General features: G+C 67.9%; 15 protein-coding genes. 9 read left to right on the forward strand and 6 right to left on the reverse strand.

Going from position 1 to position 16,189, the window contains the following annotated elements:
- Positions 1–29 precede the first annotated feature (29 nt).
- Both ASF57_RS01260 and ASF57_RS01265 read right to left on the reverse strand, forming a co-directional pair.
- Positions 30–1,883, reverse strand: a complete 1,854-nt coding sequence (locus tag ASF57_RS01260; RefSeq protein WP_056479080.1) for a tetratricopeptide repeat protein — start codon at positions 1,881–1,883, stop codon at positions 30–32.
- A gap of 172 nt (positions 1,884–2,055) precedes the next feature.
- Positions 2,056–3,717: an electron transfer flavoprotein-ubiquinone oxidoreductase gene (locus tag ASF57_RS01265; RefSeq protein ID WP_056479083.1), complete on the reverse strand. Its 1,662-nt coding sequence runs from the start codon at positions 3,715–3,717 to the stop codon at positions 2,056–2,058.
- Between the two features lie 240 nt (positions 3,718–3,957).
- Between ASF57_RS01265 and ASF57_RS01270 the strand changes: the two genes are divergently transcribed.
- The 4 genes from ASF57_RS01270 to ASF57_RS01285 all read left to right on the forward strand — a co-directional run bounded on the left by ASF57_RS01270 (position 3,958) and on the right by ASF57_RS01285 (position 6,907).
- Positions 3,958–4,854: a uracil-DNA glycosylase gene (locus ASF57_RS01270; RefSeq protein WP_056479086.1), complete on the forward strand. Its 897-nt coding sequence runs from the start codon at positions 3,958–3,960 to the stop codon at positions 4,852–4,854.
- A 103-nt stretch (positions 4,855–4,957) separates the two neighbouring features.
- Positions 4,958–5,869 carry a neutral zinc metallopeptidase gene (locus tag ASF57_RS01275; protein ID WP_056479088.1) on the forward strand — a complete coding sequence of 304 codons (912 nt, stop codon included), beginning with the start codon at positions 4,958–4,960 and terminating at the stop codon, positions 5,867–5,869.
- Positions 5,870–5,954: 85 nt separating this feature from the next.
- Positions 5,955–6,512, forward strand: coding sequence for a molybdenum cofactor biosynthesis protein B (moaB, locus tag ASF57_RS01280; RefSeq protein ID WP_056189421.1), 558 nt, complete (start codon positions 5,955–5,957; stop codon positions 6,510–6,512).
- A 122-nt stretch (positions 6,513–6,634) separates the two neighbouring features.
- Positions 6,635–6,907, forward strand: coding sequence for a PilZ domain-containing protein (locus tag ASF57_RS01285; protein ID WP_056479091.1), 273 nt, complete (start codon positions 6,635–6,637; stop codon positions 6,905–6,907).
- Positions 6,908–6,922: 15 nt separating this feature from the next.
- Here ASF57_RS01285 and ASF57_RS01290 read toward each other — a convergent pair whose 3' ends face one another.
- Positions 6,923–7,444, reverse strand: a complete 522-nt coding sequence (locus tag ASF57_RS01290; RefSeq protein WP_056479094.1) for a hypothetical protein — start codon at positions 7,442–7,444, stop codon at positions 6,923–6,925.
- 187 nt (positions 7,445–7,631) lie between these two features.
- Between ASF57_RS01290 and ASF57_RS01295 the strand changes: the two genes are divergently transcribed.
- A complete protein-coding gene (locus ASF57_RS01295) occupies positions 7,632–8,756 on the forward strand; it encodes a PA0069 family radical SAM protein (RefSeq protein WP_056480118.1) in 1,125 nt (374 codons plus the stop codon).
- Here the strand turns inward: ASF57_RS01295 and ASF57_RS01300 are convergent.
- From ASF57_RS01300 to ASF57_RS01310, 3 genes are all read right to left on the reverse strand, one after another.
- The gene (locus ASF57_RS01300) at positions 8,722–9,366 is read right to left on the reverse strand and encodes a ribonuclease HII (protein ID WP_056479097.1); all 645 of its coding nucleotides are present in this window, start codon (positions 9,364–9,366) and stop codon (positions 8,722–8,724) included. The two genes, ASF57_RS01295 and ASF57_RS01300, sit on opposite strands and share 35 nt — an antisense overlap.
- Before the next feature lie 70 nt (positions 9,367–9,436).
- Positions 9,437–10,516 (reverse strand): glycosyltransferase family 1 protein, encoded by a 1,080-nt coding sequence (locus ASF57_RS01305; RefSeq protein WP_056479100.1) that lies wholly within the window; start codon positions 10,514–10,516, stop codon positions 9,437–9,439.
- Positions 10,513–11,334 (reverse strand): UDP-2,3-diacylglucosamine diphosphatase, encoded by an 822-nt coding sequence (locus tag ASF57_RS01310; RefSeq protein ID WP_056479103.1) that lies wholly within the window; start codon positions 11,332–11,334, stop codon positions 10,513–10,515. Before ASF57_RS01310 ends, ASF57_RS01305 begins: the two co-directional genes overlap by 4 nt.
- Before the next feature lie 585 nt (positions 11,335–11,919).
- Here ASF57_RS01310 and ASF57_RS01315 point away from each other — a divergent pair.
- The 4 genes from ASF57_RS01315 (at position 11,920) to fchA (ending at position 15,943) form a co-directional block, all read left to right on the forward strand.
- Positions 11,920–13,128, forward strand: a complete 1,209-nt coding sequence (locus ASF57_RS01315; RefSeq protein WP_056189401.1) for an aminotransferase class V-fold PLP-dependent enzyme — start codon at positions 11,920–11,922, stop codon at positions 13,126–13,128.
- 129 nt (positions 13,129–13,257) lie between these two features.
- Entirely contained in the window at positions 13,258–14,196 is a 939-nt protein-coding gene (locus tag ASF57_RS01320) for a D-2-hydroxyacid dehydrogenase (RefSeq protein WP_056479106.1), read from the forward strand.
- A gap of 239 nt (positions 14,197–14,435) precedes the next feature.
- On the forward strand, positions 14,436–15,296 hold the full coding sequence (locus tag ASF57_RS01325; RefSeq protein ID WP_056189395.1) for an NADP-dependent methylenetetrahydromethanopterin/methylenetetrahydrofolate dehydrogenase: 861 nt from the start codon (positions 14,436–14,438) through the stop codon (positions 15,294–15,296).
- A 5-nt stretch (positions 15,297–15,301) separates the two neighbouring features.
- Positions 15,302–15,943, forward strand: a complete 642-nt coding sequence (gene fchA / locus ASF57_RS01330) for a methenyltetrahydrofolate cyclohydrolase (protein WP_056479110.1) — start codon at positions 15,302–15,304, stop codon at positions 15,941–15,943.
- Positions 15,944–16,189 lie beyond the last annotated feature (246 nt).

The following is a 16,189-nucleotide window of genomic DNA, read 5'->3' on the forward strand; positions in this document are numbered from 1 at the left end:
GCAACCCGCGCCGCGTCAAGCGTCCCGTGTCAGCCGCCGCTCTTCTTGTCAGCAGCGCCCGGAGGCTCGCTCGGGGCCGGGGCGCCCTTCGGCAGTTCCGGGTTCACCTTGCCCTCGGGCGGGTTCTCGGCCGTGGCCGCCGGCTTCTCCAGCTCGGGCAGCCCGTCCTTGAGCTTGGCGTTGATCTTCTCGAGTTCGTCCGGCTCGGGGTTCAGGTCCTTGGCATGCTGCCACTGGAACTTGCCCTCCAGGCGGCGCCCGGCACGCCAATAGGCGTCGCCCAGGTGATCGTTGATGGTGGGATCGCCGGGCTTCAACTCGATCGCCTTCTCCAGCTCGCGCACGGCATCGTCCCAACGGCCGAGGCGGAAATAGGCCCAGCCCAGGCTGTCGATGATCATGCCGTCGCGCGGAGCCGCATCGACGGCCTGCTTCAGCATCGTGAAGGCCTCGTCGATGTTCATGTTCTGGTCGACCCAGGAATAGGCCAGATAGTTCAGCACCTGCGCCCGGGCGCCGGGCTGGCTGGCCGGCACGAGTTCCAGCGCCTTCTTCAGGTCGGCCTCGGCCTTCGGCCATTGCTTGGCCCGCTCGTAGGCGGTGCCGCGGAAGTAGAAGGTCGTCCAGTAATTCGAGGCCGGGCGGTCGCCGATCAGCGCGATGGCGCGGCTGTAGGTCTCCGCGGCCTCCTCGTACTTCTTGCGCGAGCGCTGGACATTGCCGAGGGCCGTGATGACCTCGATGTCGTCCGGATGCGCCTTCATGGCGGCATCGAGGTGGGCGATGGCCTCCTCGCCCTTGCCCATCTGCTCCAGGTTCAGGCCGACCTGCACGTCGGCATTGAGGCGGAGCGGCGAGGTGGTGGGGATCTGCGCGTAGGCCTCGTTCGCCCGGTCGGTCTGCTTCATGCGGTCGAGAAGGTCGGCCAGGGTCAGGCGGGCCAGCGCGTGCTCCGGGGCGAGGTAGAGGGCGAGGCGCAGGTAGACCACCGCCGGCAGCTCGTCGCCCTGCGTCGAACCCGCCGAACCGAGCCCGTACAGCACCTCGCCGGCGCCCTCCTGCGCGGTGTTGACGAGGCGGGTAAGGGGCTTGCCCTCCTTCAGCTTGGTCAGGGCATCGCGCACGATCGGGTGGCGCGGCAGCAGCTTGTCGAACTCGGTATAGGCCTGGATCGCCAGATCGGTGCGGCCGGCCTGCGCCTCGAAGCGCGCATAGGCATCGACGATGCGCAGGGTGTTGCGGTCGGCATCGTAGGCGGCCTTGAGGCGGCGCTCGGCCTCGGCCTGATCCCCCACGAGGCTGGCGATCAGCCCGGCGTGGAAGTCCCGGAAGGTGTTGTAGTAGCGCTCGCCCTTGAGCTTGTTGATGGTGTCCAGCGCGCGCTTGCCGTCATTGGCCCCGGCATAGGCCCAGGCGGTCAGCAGCGTGCTGGTCAGGTCGGCGGCGGCACCCCGGCCGCTACGGGCGAAGTTCTGGCGGGCCTGGGCGAACTGCCCGGCCTTGATCTGACGGACACCGAGGGCGAGCTGGGCGAGACCGTTCGAGCCGTCGCGGCTGGTCAGACGTTCGGCCGCCCGGAACGCGTCCGGCAGGGACCCGTCGGCGAGCAGGGACACGAAGGCGCGCTCCAGCAGCTCGGCGTTGCGCGGGTCGGCCTTCACCGCCTCGCGATAGTAGCTCGCGGCGGCGGCCGTGTCCTTGGAAGCGCCGGCGATGTAGGCCGAGAGGAAGTTGCCTTCGAGCGATTCGGCGGGCTCGTACTCGGAGATCGGCGCGGATTCGCGCGGTTGGGCCGCGTAGGCGGCGGGCGAGACCGCGAGGCCGATCGCGAGAGCCGAGAGAACCCGGCGACCCGTCCGGGTGGTTTTGGCGTTTCCGTTCATGGGCACCGATCACGGCTCCTGCGCACCGGCCGCGTCGGCAGCCGGGCTCGATTGCGGCGGGACACTGGACTCTTCGCGCCATCCTAGCAAGGCAGCAGGATGGCGCGCGGCGGGATCGGGCCCCGCCGCGCGAAGCCGTGATCGGGTGGGTTTCCGCAGGGCGGACGCGCGATCACATGTTCGGATAGTTCGGTCCGCCCGGTCCCTCCGGCGTCTCCCAGTTGATGTTCTGGTTGGGATCCTTGATGTCGCACGTCTTGCAGTGGACGCAGTTCTGAGCGTTGATCTGGTAGCGGACGCCGTCGCTGGCTCCCGCATCCGCGACCCATTCGTAGACGCCGGCCGGGCAATAGCGCGCCGACGGACCGCCATAGACGTCGTGCTCCGACGCCTTCTGCAATTCGAGGTTGCGCACCTTGAGGTGGGCCGGCTGGTCCTCCTCGTGGTTGGTGTTCGACAGGTAGACCGAAGACAGGCGGTCGAAGGTCAGCTTGCCGTCGGGCTTCGGGTAGACGATCGGCTTGACCTCGCTGAGCGGCTTCAGCGTGGCGTGATCCGGCTTGCCGTGCTTGAGCGTCCCGAAGGGCGAGGCATCCAGGATGGTGTTCGACCACATGTCGAGACCGCCGAGGCCGACGCCGATCAGGGTGCCGTATTTCGACCAGAGCGGCTTGACGTTGCGCACGCGCTTCAGGTCCTGGCCGATGGCGCTGTCGCGCCAGCCGTGCTCATAGGTGCTGAGCTCGTCGCCCTGGCGCCCGGATTCCAGCGCTTGGGCCAGGGCTTCGGCCGCCTGCATGCCGGACAGGACCGCGTTGTGCGAGCCCTTGATGCGCGGCACGTTGACGAAGCCGGCGGAGTCGCCGACGAGGCAGCCGCCCGGGAAGACGAGCTTCGGCACCGATTGCCAGCCGCCCTCCATGATGGCGCGGGCGCCGTAGCCGATGCGCCTGGCCCCCTCGAAGGTCTCGCGGATCATCGGGTGGGTCTTGAAGCGCTGGAACTCGTCGAACGGCGACAGGGTCGGGTTCTCGTAGTTCAGGTGCGTGACGAAGCCGACCGAGAGCAGACCGTCGTCGAAATGATAGAGCCAGGAGCCGCCGCCGGCCTTGTTCGGCAGGGGCCAGCCCATGGTGTGCTGGACGAGGCCGGACTGGAACCTGTCGGGCGCCAGCTGCCAGAGTTCCTTGACGCCCAGACCGTATTTCTGGTGGTCGCTGTGGGCGTTCAGCTTGAAGCGGTCGATGACAGTCTTGGTCAGGGAGCCGCGGGCCCCCTCGCCGAAGACCGTGTATTTGGCCCGCAATTCCATGCCGCGGGTATAGTCGTCGCGCGGTTCGCCGGACTTGCCGATGCCGAGGTCGCCGGTGGCGACACCCACCACGATTCCGGAATCGTCGTACAGAACCTCGGAGGCGGGAAAGCCCGGGTAGATCTCGACGCCGAGTTCCTCGGCCTTGGCACCGAGATACTTCGTCACGTTGGACAGCGACCCGACGAAGTTGCCGTGGTTCGACATCAGCTTGGGGAAGAACAGGTTCGGCATGGTGACGCCGCTGTTCTTGGTCAGGAACATGAACTCGTCACGCTCCACGGCCGTCTTCAGCGGGCGCGCGTCATCCGTGCGCCAGTCGGGCAGCAGGCTGTCGAGCCCGGAGGGATCGATCACCGCGCCCGACAGGATATGGGCGCCGACCTCGGACCCCTTCTCCACCACCACGATGCTGGCATCGGCGGAAAGCTGCTTGAGGCGGATGGCGGTCGCGAGTCCGGCCGGGCCGGCTCCCACGATCACCACGTCGAACTCCATCGCCTCGCGTTCGGGCAGCGCCATCCGTCATCCTCCTGTGAGGCCCTGCTGTGCCGCCGGGCCTTCGTATTGCGTCTCGCACGTCCGACCGTAGGACCGGACGCTCACGTGTCTGGCGATCACTCTCAACCCATTCCAACCTGAGAACGCAAGCGCCGCAAAGGTCCAGAGGGCGCCCGGTGACGATGTCGCGCGGGGCAAATGCCGGTGCGCAGCGTCGCATGCGCGGTTGTCCACAGCCGCGTGAGGCGCCACATCGGATGGATGAGCCAGAGCGACGACCGACAGCGGGATCTCATCGCCAGCCTCGATTTCCATGTCGAGGCGGGACTCGACCTGTTCCTCGACGAGGCACCCCACGACCGCTTCTCGGAAGCGGAGGCGCCCGAGCCGGTGCCGGCGGCGCCTGTGCGGCTCGCCCCGGCGCGCGACGGTCCGGCCCCGCAGCGCCCCCCGTTGCGCGGTGCCGACATGGTCCTGGCGGACCTGCCCGAGCGCGGTGCGGCCCCGCCTCCGCCGGCCCGGACCTTCGGCCAGTCGGCCTCGGCCAAGCCCGGAGAAGCGGCCGGCGATGCCCGGGCGCGGGCTCGCGAGGTGCAGACCCTGGAGGAACTGGAAGCGCTGCTCGCCGGCTTCGACGGCTGTCCCCTCAAGTTCACCGCCAAGAACCTCGTCTTCGCCGACGGCAATCCGGCGGCCAAGCTGATGTTCATCGGCGAGGCGCCGGGCGCCGACGAGGATCGCGTCGGCAAGCCGTTCATGGGCCGCTCGGGCAAGCTCCTCGACCGGATGATGGCCGCCATCGGCCTCGACCGGACGGCGGCCTACGTCACCAACATCGTGCCGTGGCGCCCGCCGGGCAATCGCAACCCGACCCCGCAGGAGGTCGCGATCTGCCGGCCGTTCATCGAGCGGCAGATCGAACTGGCCGATCCCGACCTGATCGTGTGCCTGGGAAGCCCGGCGACCCAGACCATTACGGGCACCAAGGACGGCATCCTCAAGGCGCGGGGCCGGTTCTATCCCTACCGGGTCGGGATGCGAGAGATCCGCGCGCTGGCGACCCTGCATCCGGCCTATCTGCTGCGGCAGCCCCTGCAGAAGCGCCTCGCCTGGCGGGACTTCCGCACCCTGCGGGCCGCCCTCGACGGCAAGGCCTGAGCCCGCTACGGCGTCTGCACAAGCGGAACCGTATTTGCGGGCCGCGACTTAACTCACGCGGTCGTGTTCCTTGCCGCGCGTCCGAACAGGGTGTCACGAGATCATGCGCTGGGAAGATTTCCGTTCTTCGGACAACGTCGAGGACCGGCGCGGTGAAGGTGGCGGCGGCGGTGGATTCGGATTCCCCGGCGGTGGTGCAGGCGGCCTCGGCATCGGCGCTATCGTGATCCTGACCCTCATCGGATGGGTCACGGGCATCAACCCCGCGATCCTGATCGGCGGGGCCGAGCAGATGTCGGGCGGCGGGCGTCCGCGCCAGGAGCAGGTCGATCCGCAGACCCAGGCCCAGCGCAAGACCAAGCCCACGGATGAGAGCGGCCGTTTCGCCGCGGCGATCCTCGGCAACACCGAGGATGTGTGGAAAGAGATCATGCCGAACCAGACGGGACGCCAGTACCGGCCGACCGCGATGGTGCTCTATACCGGCGGCACCCGCAGCGGCTGCGGTTCGGCCCAGGCCGCCATGGGTCCGTTCTACTGCCCGCTCGACAAGAAGGTCTATCTCGACACCTCCTTCTTCAAGGAGATGGAGCAGAAGTTCGGCGTGAAGGGCGACTTCGCCTACGCCTACGTCATCGCCCACGAGGTCGGTCACCACGTCCAGGACGAACTCGGCATCCTCGGCAAGGTCCAGAGCCGCCAGCAGAGCGCATCGAGCAAGACCGAGGCGAATCAGCTTTCCGTGCGCGTCGAGCTGATGGCCGACTGCCTTGCCGGCGTCTGGGCCAAGAACTCGAACGACAAGTACAATGCCCTGGAGCCGGGCGACATCGAGGAGGCCATGCGGGCTGCGAGCGCCATCGGCGACGACAAGCTGCAGAAGCAGTCGCAGGGCTATGCGGTGCCGGACTCGTTCACCCACGGCTCGTCCGAGCAACGGATGCGCTGGTTCATGACCGGCTATCGCAGCGGCCAGACCAAGTCCTGCGACACGTTTCGCGCGGCGCGTAACTGAGCCGCGTTCGCCGCGCTGTCGGGAGGAAGGCGGTTCGGCTAGACTCATCGCCGTTCCACACCCATCCGATTGAAGGCACATCACGATGGTCGCATCGGACAAGACCCGCAGCTTCATCCCGCTGACCATCGCGGTCCTGACCGTGTCCGACACCCGCGTCGCCGAGGATGACCGCTCCGGCGACACCCTCGTCGAGCGTCTCAAGGCGGCGGGTCACGAATTGGCGGCCCGGGCCATCGTGCCGGACGAGGTCGAGGCGATCCGGAACCAGGTCGAATCCTGGTGCCGCGACCCTGCGGTGGACGTGGTCATCACCACCGGCGGGACCGGCTTCACCGGTCGCGATGTGACTCCGGAGGCGATCGAGCCACTGTTCGAGAAGCGCATGGACGGCTTCTCGGCCGTGTTCCACCGCATCTCCTACGACAAGATCGGGACCTCGACGCTGCAATCGCGCGCCACTGCCGGCGTCGCCAAGGCCACCTACATCTTCGTGCTGCCGGGCTCTCCGGGCGCCTGCCGCGATGCCTGGGACGGAATCCTCGCCGCCCAGCTCGATTACCGGCACCGCCCCTGCAACTTCGTCGAGATCATGCCGCGCCTCGACGAGCATCTGCGTCGCGGCGCGTCGATCACGGTCTAGCCGATCGTCCGGCTTCGAACGGGCTGGTGTATTTCGGCTTTCGAACGCGTCGTTAACCGTACCGCAAGCGCCGCGCCGTCTCATGCGGTAGCATCGTCACCGTTCGGTTCTGCAGGGACATCATGGTCGCAAAGCACGCGTCGAACCTGGATCAGTTTCGCAGCCGCCGAAAATTCGAGCGGGTGGAGATGGCCGAGCAGGCGACGGCTGTCTTCGATGACGGAACCCGTCTCACCTGCCTGATCCACGACATGTCGAATGGCGCCGACGCGCGAATCGGGATGCGCATCGAACTGTTCGACTGTCCCGCCTCCGGCGTGCCGGAAAGCTTTCTTGTGATCATGAAATCCGGGCGGGTGATCCGCTACACGCCAGGCTGGAACGAGCGCCTTTAGGCGCCCTCGCTTACCTCATGATCGCTCGAGACGGGCCGGCACCCGGCGGACCTTGAGCCGCCGCGCGAATTTCGGCCCCGACAGCAGCCGGTCCCGGCGTACGAGATCGCCCGGTCGCGGCGCGGTCACGCCGATGACGCTCTCCCCCCGCGCGGCGAGTCGGGAGGGCAGGCCGGTATGCGGACGGCGCAGGCGCGCCAGGGACACCTCCGGTCGGGCGGTACCGATGAAGCGGTCGAGCAGGCGGATCCAGCCCTCCGCCGGGACATCGCCGGCTTCGAGGCAGAGCACCCAGTCCCGCCGCGCCGCTCTGGCGCCGGCCGACCACGGCGACGCGCCGCGTCCGCGCAGGACCACCTTGGCGCCCGTCGCCTCCGCGACCGTCTCGATCGCCGGGTTCGCACCGGCCACGATGATCACCGCATCGCCGACGAGGCCCGCCGCCACACCCGCCACCAGAGCGCCGAGGGTGTCGGCCAGCCGATCGATCGCTTCCGGGTCGTTGGGCCGCGTGACGGAGATCAGTGCCGAAATCATGCGCGCGCATACCGCATTTTTGCGTGAGGCCAAATTTCCACGTCTCTGATGGCCCATCTCACACTACGGAGGCGCGTGCAGGGGGGGAGGAATGCTGGCCTCCGACCAAACGGCCTCGCGACTTCCCTGGGACGCCCCTGTTCGTTCGTGTTATGTTCTCGTCCGGGCAACGGGAATGTTGGAGCGGATGCGGAACACGCGAACGGCCGATCTCACGGTGACGGAGAGCGCGCCCCGGCGCCTTGCCGAGACCACGCCCCTGCCGTCGGGCCGCCGCGGTCGGGGCGCCACGGCCAATCCGGGCAGCCGCTTCGAGCCGACGGGGCGGGAGGCCTTCGCGGATGGCTGGCCGGATCGCGATGCACCGGCGCCTTTGCGCACCGAGGTCCTGCCGGAGCAGGCGCGCACCCTGATCACCCGCAACACCTCGCCCGATATCTCGTTCGATCGCTCGATCAACCCCTATCGGGGCTGCGAGCACGGCTGCGTCTACTGCTTCGCCCGTCCGAACCACGCCTATGTCGGGCTCTCGCCCGGCCTCGATTTCGAGACCAAGCTGTTTCACAAGGCGAATGCGGCCGTCCTGCTGGAGCGGGAGCTGTCGGCTGCAAACTATCGCCCGGCCACCATCGCCCTCGGGACCGCCACCGATCCCTATCAGCCGATCGAGCGCGAGCATCGCCTGACCCGCTCGGTGCTCGAAATCCTGGCCCGTTTCCGCCACCCGGTCGGCATCGTCACGAAGTCGAACCTCGTCCTGCGCGACATCGACCTCCTGGCCGAGATGGCGCGGGACGGGCTCGTGAAGGTCGCGGTGTCGGTCACCACCCTGGATCCGGAGCTGGCGCGCCGCCTGGAACCGCGCGCCCCGCATCCGGAGAAGCGCCTGGAAGCGATCGGCCGGCTGAGCGAAGCCGGCATTCCCGTGATGGTGATTGCGGCACCGATCATCCCGTCGCTGAACGATCACGAGGTCGAGGCGATCCTGACCCGGGCGCGCGCCCTCGGGGCCATCGAGGCGAGCCATGTCCTGCTGCGGCTGCCCCTCGAACTCGATGCCCTGGTCGACGACTGGTTCGCCGAGCATTACCCGGGGCGGCGCCGGCACGTGATGTCGCTCGTCCGGCAGGCCCGGGGCGGCAAGGCCTACGACGCCGCCTTCGGCACCCGCATGACCGGCACCGGCGCCTATGCCGACCTGATCCGCGACCGCATGCGCCTCGCCCGCCAGCGTCTCGGTTATCCCGAAGAGCGCCGCCGCCTGCGCACCGACCTGTTCAGGGTGCCGACCGACCAGCTGTCCCTGTTCTGACATCGTAGGCGCGGGTGAAGCTGGCGCGGTGATGCGGCGAGCGGCCGAGAGCCGCCAGCCCCGCCAGGTGCGTGCGGGTGCCGTAGCCGACATTGCTGGCCCAGCCGTAATCCGGATAGCGCCCGGCGAGGCGCCGCATCAGCGCGTCGCGCAGGGTCTTGGCGACGATCGAGGCGGCGGCGATCTGCGGCACGAGCCGGTCGCCTCCAACGACGGCGCGGCAGGGCAAGGCGCGGCAGGGCAAGGCGAGGCCCGGAACCGGGTCGCGGCCGTCGACCCAGACCGGCGCATCGAGTTGCAGGGCCAGGACGGCCCGCCGCATGGCGTCGAGGGTGGCGCCGCGGACATTGATGCGATCCACGAGGGCGCGGGAGCCCGCGGCCACGGCGACGCGGGCATGGCGGCGGATCAGCGGCGTCAACGCCTCCCGTTCGGCCGCCTTCAGGCGCTTGCTGTCGTCGAGGCGTGCCAGGAGGTCGGGGGGGAGGGCGTCGGGCCGAAACCACACGGCCGCGACCACGACGGGGCCGCACAAGGCCCCGCGCCCCACCTCGTCGCATCCGATCACGGCTGGATAGGTCGCCGCCAGAAGCGGGTCGAACGGCGGCATCGCGGCAAGATCCGTGCACAGGGGGCCTGTTGGCCCGTCCCTAGCCCGGCCACGGCAACCCGTCCACGCCTCAACCGAGATGGATCGCCGCTTCCGCCTGAGTTTCCAGGGCTGGCCGGCGCGCCGGTACGGTGCCGTGCGCGACGGCGATGTTGTCGTAGAACTGGCGCGCGCTCTCCGCCCACGTATAGCTTAGGGCCTCCGCGCGGCACCGCGCCCGCGGCAGGTCCAGGGCCGCCATAGCCGCTGCCCGCAGATCGTGGTCGAGGATGCCGGCGCCGGAACCGCCGATGACGTCGAGGGGCCCCGTCACCGGATAGGCGGCCACCGGCACCCCGCAGGCCAGGGCTTCGAGGAGCACGATGCCGAAGGTGTCGGTCAGGCTCGGGAAGACGAAGACGTCGGCGCCGGCATAGAGGGCGGCGAGGTCGGCGCCGGTCCGGGTCCCGAGGAAGCGCGCGCCCGGATCGATGGCGGCGAGGCGCGCCCGATCCGGACCGTCCCCGATCACGACCTTGGTGCCGGGCAGGTCGAGGCGCAGGAAGGCCTCCAGGTTCTTCTCGACCGCGAGGCGACCGACCGAGAGGAAGATCGGTCGGGGCAGCCCGGCGAGATCGGCCGGTTCCGGCGCATTCGTCGGCCGGGGCTGGAACAGGTCGGTGTCGACGCCGCGCGTCCAGCGCATCAGCTTGGTGAAGCCGCGCGCGTCGAGGTCGCGTTCCAGGGAGGGGGTCGACACCATCGTGCCGTTCGAGGCTCCGTGGAACCGGCGCAGCCAGGCGTAGCTCCAGGCCTCCGGCACGGGCGCGCGCGCGGAGAGGTATTCGGGGAAGCGGGTGTGATAGCTCGTGGTGAACGGCCGGCAATGGGCGAGGCAGTAGCGGCGGGTGGCGTAGCCGACCGTGCCCTCGGTCGAGATATGCACATGGGTCGGGCGCAGATCGTCCCACAGCCGCGCGACGTGGCGCTTGGTGGCGTAGGCCAGCCGGATTTCCCGATATCCGGGCAGCGGCACGGAGGCGAAGTCCTGATGCGTCAGGAACACGGTCTCGAAGCCGAAAGCCGCGCCGGCCGCCGCCATGTTCTCCAGGGAGCGGACGACGCCATTGACCTGCGGGTGCCAGGCATCCGTGGCGATGAGGAGTCTCACGCGACGGCCCGGGCTCCGTCGGGGCGGGGATGCCCGACCAGATCGGCGCGGGCGGCGCGGGCGCGCAGCAGGCTCGGGTAGTGCAGCACCTCCATGGTGCCGTCGTAATGCTCGACGATGGCGGTGCAGGATTCGACCCAGTCGCCGGTGTTCAGGTAGGTCAGCCCGTTGATCTGGCGGTTGGCGGCGTGATGGATGTGGCCGCAGATGACCCCGTCAGCCCCAACGCGCCGGGCTTCGGCGCTCAGCAATTCCTCGAACTTGCCGATGAAGTTGACCGCATTCTTCACCTTGAGCTTGGCCCAGGCCGAGAGCGACCAGTAGGCGAGTCCGAGGCGCCGGCGCGCGGTGTTGACGTAGGTGTTGATGAACAGCGCGAAGGTGTAGGCGCCGTCGCCCAGGAAGGCGAGCCACTTGGCGTGGCGCACCACCATGTCGAACTGGTCGCCGTGGATGACGAGGTAGCGCTTGCCGTCGGCGGCCACATGCAGGCGCTGGTCGGCGACCTCGATGCCCCCGAAGGTCATGCCGATGTAGTCGCGCAGGAATTCGTCGTGGTTGCCCGGCACGTAGACCAGGGTGGAGCCCTTGCGCACCTTGCGCATCAGCTTCTGCACCACGTCGTTGTGGCTCTGGGGCCAGTACCAGCCCGACTTGAGCTGCCAGCCGTCGACGATGTCCCCAACAAGATAGATCTCGTCCGCATCGTAATCGCGCAGGAATTCGAGCAACAGATCGGCCTGACAGCCCTTGGTGCCGAGATGCATGTCCGACAGAAACAAGGTCCGGACGCGGGTCGTCTCGGTATCTTCGCCCACGCTCGCCTCCGGGACAGCCTCAGTTGTGGCGAGCCAAACCGGATTCCCGTATCAGTTTGATGACGCCGACCCGTGCGTCGGCGAGGGTACCGCAACGCGACGTAAGCCCTTCTTCCACGAAAAAAATTTTGATTTGGAAGTAAGTATTTCGGGTTTTCCTTTCCCCGCGAAGGCGGGCATAGTCCTCCGCAAGGTGCCCCACCGGGCGGCGTTCGAAAACGCATGGCCGGAGCCCATCGAGGCAAATCAAGGGTGCCGTTCCCGGGGACGACGACGCTGAAACGGCCCAGCGGCGCGCGCATATCCAGCGTGCGACCCGGCCCATGGAGAAGAGGCGTGAGGCATTCGGTGGCGCGCGGGACGGAGGATGTCGGAGGTCGAACTCCGGCCGGCTCATCCGTCCGCACGGCGCGCGACCGGGTCCCGAACGCCGGCGGGCTCGTCCCACAATCCGGCACATCGGCGGCCGCGTCGGCCTAGTCCCGGACGTCTCGGGACAGAGCCGCGCGGTTCGTTCAAACCATCCAGAACCTTGCATGCCGCAGGTGAATGCCTGCGGAGACGAAGAGAAAGCGGAGAAACATCATGGCGGCAACGCGACGTCCCGGCCGGAACCACCTGTTCGTCCCGGGCCCGACGAATATCCCGGATCGCGTGATGCGCGCGATGATGGTGCAGTCCGAGGATCACCGTTCGGTGGACTTCCCCTCGCTGACCAAGCCGCTCTTCCAGGACACGAAGGCCGTCTACGGTTCGACCGAGGGCACCATCTTCCTGTTCCCGGCCTCCGGCACCGGCATCTGGGAATCCGCCCTGTCGAACACCCTGTCGCGCGGCGACAAGGTCCTGGCCGCCCGCTTCGGCCAGTTCAGCCACCTCTGGATCGACATGGCCCAGCGCCTCGGCCTGGAAGTCATCGTCCAGGACGAGGAGTGGGGCACGGGTGCGAGCCCGGAGCGGATCGGCGAGGCCCTGCGCGCCGACAAGAACCACGAGATCAAGGCCGTCATGGTCGTCCATAACGAGACGGCGACCGGCGTCACCAGCGATATCGGCGCCGTGCGCAAGGCGATCGACGCCGCCGGCCACCCGGCCCTGCTATTCGTCGACGGCGTGTCCTCGATCGGCTCGCTCCCCTTCAAGATGGACGAGTGGAAGGTCGATTGCGCCATCGCCGGCTCGCAGAAGGGCCTGATGCTCCCCGCCGGCCTCGGCGTGATCTGCGTCAGCCAGAAGGCGCTCAAGGCCGCCGACACCTCGTCGGGCCAGAACGACCGCCTCGCGCACGTGTACTTCGACTGGGCCGACCACCAGAAGCAGAACCCGTCGGGCTACTTCCCCTACACCCCGTCGCTGCCGCTGCTCTACGGCCTGCGCGAGGCCCTGGCCTGCCTCAACGAGGAAGGCCTGGAGAACGTCTATCACCGCCACCACGTGCTCGGTGAGGCGACCCGCCAGGCCGTGGCGGCCTGGGGCCTGAAGACCTGCGCCAAGGAGCCCAAGTGGAACTCCGACACGGTCACCGCCATCCTGGTGCCGGAGGGCGTCGACGCCGCCGCGATCATCAAGCACGCCTACGTGCGCTACAACCTGGCGCTCGGCGCCGGTCTGAGCCAGGTGGCCGGCAAGGTGTTCCGCATCGGCCACGTCGGTGACATGAACGAGCTGTCGCTGCTGGGTGCCATCGCGGGTGCCGAGATGTCGATGCTCGACCATGGCATGAAGGTCCAGCCCGGCTCCGGCGTCGCCGCCGCGTCGAGCTACCTGCGCGAGAACCCGCTCCACAAGGCCTGAGCTTCTCGAAGCCCGACACGCGACCGGGATGGGTTCGCCCATCCCGGTCACACCCGCGACCCTATCGGTGACGTGCCCAAGCGGTGACGCGCCCTATCCGAGACTTGGCCGGATCGGCCAGAGGATTCCATGACGAAGAAGATCGTGTTCCTCGACCGCGAGTCCCTGGACGCCAAGGTCCGTGAATTCAACTTCCCGCACGAGTACGTCGAGTACGAGTCGACCTGGACGCCGGAAGAGATCGTCGAGCGCCTGAAGGGCGCCGAGATCGCCCTGATCAACAAGGTCCCGATGCGGGCCGACACCCTGAAGCAGCTTCCCGACCTCAAGCTGATCGCGGTCGCCGCCACCGGAACCGACGTGGTCGACAAGGAGGCCGCCAAGGCCCAGGGCATCACCGTCGTCAACATCCGCGGCTATGCCTTCAACACCGTGCCCGAGCACGTCATCGGCCTGATGTTCGCGCTGCGCCGGGCCATCGTGCCCTATGCCAACTCGGTGCGCCGGGGCGATTGGGCGAAATCGACCCAGTTCTGCTACTTCGACTACCCGATCCACGACATTGCCGGCTCGACCCTGGGCATCGTCGGCTACGGCGCCCTCGGCAAGTCCATCGCCAAGCGGGCCGAAGCCCTCGGCATGACGGTCATCGCCTACGACGTGTTCCCCCAGGAGGGCCTCGTCGATTTCGAGACGATCCTGCGCGAGTCCGACGTCATTACGCTGCACGCGCCGCTGACGCCCGAGACCCGCAACATGATCGGGCGCGAACAGCTTGCGAAGATGAAGAAGCATGCGCTTCTCATCAACACCGCGCGCGGCGGCCTCGTCGACGAAGAGGCTCTGGCCGAGGCCCTGAAGGCGGGCACCATCGGCGGCGCCGGGTTCGACGTGGTGATGACCGAGCCGCCCAAGAACGGCAACATCCTGTGCGAGCTCGACCTGCCCAACCTCATCGTCACGCCGCACGTGGCCTGGGCCAGCAAGGAAGCCATGCAGATCCTCGCCGACCAGCTCGTCGACAATGTCGAGGCTTTCGTGGCGGGCAAGCCGCAGAACGTGGTCTAACCTGACCTCGACGTGGTCGAGGACCGAACTGCGCATCGATAAGAACCGATCGTCATTCCGGGGCCGCGAAGTGGAACCCGGAATCCCAGAACATACGTGGTATTCCAGTCGGTGACCTCGGCGACTCTGCATTCCGGGCTCGACGTCGGCGCCCTGGATTGACAGCGCGGGTCGTGCCGCCGAACGGACATACCAACACGAACGCCAGCCGCGCCGAGACGCGGGCGAGAGGACGCCAAATGAAGAAGCTTCTGTTCCAATTCGATACCGACGCCGTTCCGAGCGTGTTCGACGTGGTGGTGGGCTACGATGGCGGCGCCGACCACATCACCGGCTACGGCAACGTCACCCCGGATAACGTCGGCGCCCTGGTCGACGGCACGATCTACACCCGCGGCGGCTCCGAGAAGAAGTCGACGGCGATCTTCGTCGGCGGCGGCAGCATGGCGGCCGGCGAGGCCGTGTTCGAGGCGGTGAAGAAGCGCTTCTTCGGCCCCTTCCGCGTGTCGATCATGCTCGATTCCAACGGCTCCAACACCACCGCCGCCGCCGGCGTCGCGCTGGTCCAGAAGGCCGCCGGTTCGCTCCAGGGCAAGAAGGCCGTCGTGCTCGCCGGCACCGGCCCGGTCGGCATGCGCTCGGCCGCGCTCCTCGCCCAGGAAGGCGCCGAGGTCATCCTGTGCGGTCGGTCGCTCGACAAGGCTCAGGCCGCCGCCGACCAGATCAACACCCGCTTCAAGGTGAGCATCAAGGCCGCCGAGACGCCCGACGCCGCCTCGCGCGCCCAGATCGTCAAGGGCCAGAACCTCGTGTTCTCCGCCGGCGCCATCGGCCTCGAGCTGCTGCCCGAGGATGCCTGGAAGGACGAGGCCAGCATCGAGTTCGTGGCCGATTACAACGCTCAGCCACCCCTCGGCTTCGGCGGCATCGAAGCCATGGACAAGGGCAAGGACCGGCACGGCAAGAAGGTGTTCGGCGCCCTCGGCATCGGCGGCCTGAAGCTCAAGCTGCACCGCGCCTGCGTCGGCCAGCTCTTCGACAACACCGAGCAGGTGCTGGACGCCGAGGCGATCTACGCCCTCGCCAAGAAGATGGCCTGATCGCCATGGCCGAGAAGGAAAATCCCGCGCACGAGACGATCCAGACCTTCCTGGACGGTCTCGCGAGCTCGGCGCCCACCCCCGGCGGGGGTGGTGCCGCCGCCATCTCGGGCGCCATGGGCGCCGCCCTCCTCAGCATGGTGTGCAACCTCACCATCGGGAAGAAGAAGTACGTCGAGGTCGAGGGTGAGCTGAAGGAAATCCTCGGCAAGTCCGAGGCCCTGCGCGCCGAACTCACCGGCATGATCGCCGACGATGTCGCCGCCTTCGACGCGGTGATGGGCGCCTACGGGCTTCCTAAGACCACCGACGAAGAAAAGGCCGCGCGGGCGGACACGATCCAGGCCGCCCTCAAGGTCGCCACCGACGTGCCGCTCGAATGCTGCCGCGCCTGCCGCAAGGTCATCGACCTCGCCCAGATCGTGGCCGACAAGGGCAACCTCAACGTCATCTCGGATGCCGGCGTGGCGGTGCTCTCCGCCCATGCGGGCCTGCGCAGTGCCGCCCTCAACGTCTACGTCAACGCCAAGGGCCTCGACGACCGGGCCTTCGCCGACGAGCGCCTGCGCGAGCTGGAAACCCTGATGGGCTCGGCCGGTCCGCTGAACGAGTCCATCTACGAGATCGTCAAGGCCAAGGTGAACTGACGCCTCAGGTTAGCTGAGGCGGTTAAACCCCCAGGCTAAGCCGCGAGGCATCGGGCCAAGACAAACCGGACGATCGGCGATATCAAGAGCTGCTCCCGACGCCATCGGGGCAGCTCTTGTGCAAACTGAATACAGTTCACCGCCCCTCAAGGCAGAGTGAACGCCAATGTAAAAAAATATAAACGGCCAAGCACTTTCCGTGAAGTGAAATTTACGAGACAGTCGGGCCAACGAAGAAACGCCGAG

It is taken from the genome of Methylobacterium sp. Leaf117 (assembly GCF_001422985.1).
GTDB lineage: Bacteria > Pseudomonadota > Alphaproteobacteria > Rhizobiales > Beijerinckiaceae > Methylobacterium.

Excerpts from the sequence above, each read along its gene's own strand:
- ASF57_RS01260 (WP_056479080.1), bottom strand. The coding sequence starts at position 1,883 with ATGAACGGAAACGCCAAAACCACCCGGACGGGTCGCCGGGTTCTCTCG.
- ASF57_RS01265 (WP_056479083.1), bottom strand. The coding sequence starts at position 3,717 with ATGGCGCTGCCCGAACGCGAGGCGATGGAGTTCGACGTGGTGATCGTG.
- ASF57_RS01270 (WP_056479086.1), top strand. The coding sequence starts at position 3,958 with ATGAGCCAGAGCGACGACCGACAGCGGGATCTCATCGCCAGCCTCGAT.
- ASF57_RS01275 (WP_056479088.1), top strand. The coding sequence starts at position 4,958 with ATGCGCTGGGAAGATTTCCGTTCTTCGGACAACGTCGAGGACCGGCGC.
- moaB (WP_056189421.1), top strand. The coding sequence starts at position 5,955 with ATGGTCGCATCGGACAAGACCCGCAGCTTCATCCCGCTGACCATCGCG.
- ASF57_RS01285 (WP_056479091.1), top strand. The coding sequence starts at position 6,635 with ATGGTCGCAAAGCACGCGTCGAACCTGGATCAGTTTCGCAGCCGCCGA.
- ASF57_RS01290 (WP_056479094.1), bottom strand. The coding sequence starts at position 7,444 with ATGATTTCGGCACTGATCTCCGTCACGCGGCCCAACGACCCGGAAGCG.
- ASF57_RS01295 (WP_056480118.1), top strand. The coding sequence starts at position 7,632 with ATGCGGAACACGCGAACGGCCGATCTCACGGTGACGGAGAGCGCGCCC.
- ASF57_RS01300 (WP_056479097.1), bottom strand. The coding sequence starts at position 9,366 with ATGCCGCCGTTCGACCCGCTTCTGGCGGCGACCTATCCAGCCGTGATC.
- ASF57_RS01315 (WP_056189401.1), top strand. The coding sequence starts at position 11,920 with ATGGCGGCAACGCGACGTCCCGGCCGGAACCACCTGTTCGTCCCGGGC.
- ASF57_RS01320 (WP_056479106.1), top strand. The coding sequence starts at position 13,258 with ATGACGAAGAAGATCGTGTTCCTCGACCGCGAGTCCCTGGACGCCAAG.
- ASF57_RS01325 (WP_056189395.1), top strand. The coding sequence starts at position 14,436 with ATGAAGAAGCTTCTGTTCCAATTCGATACCGACGCCGTTCCGAGCGTG.
- fchA (WP_056479110.1), top strand. The coding sequence starts at position 15,302 with ATGGCCGAGAAGGAAAATCCCGCGCACGAGACGATCCAGACCTTCCTG.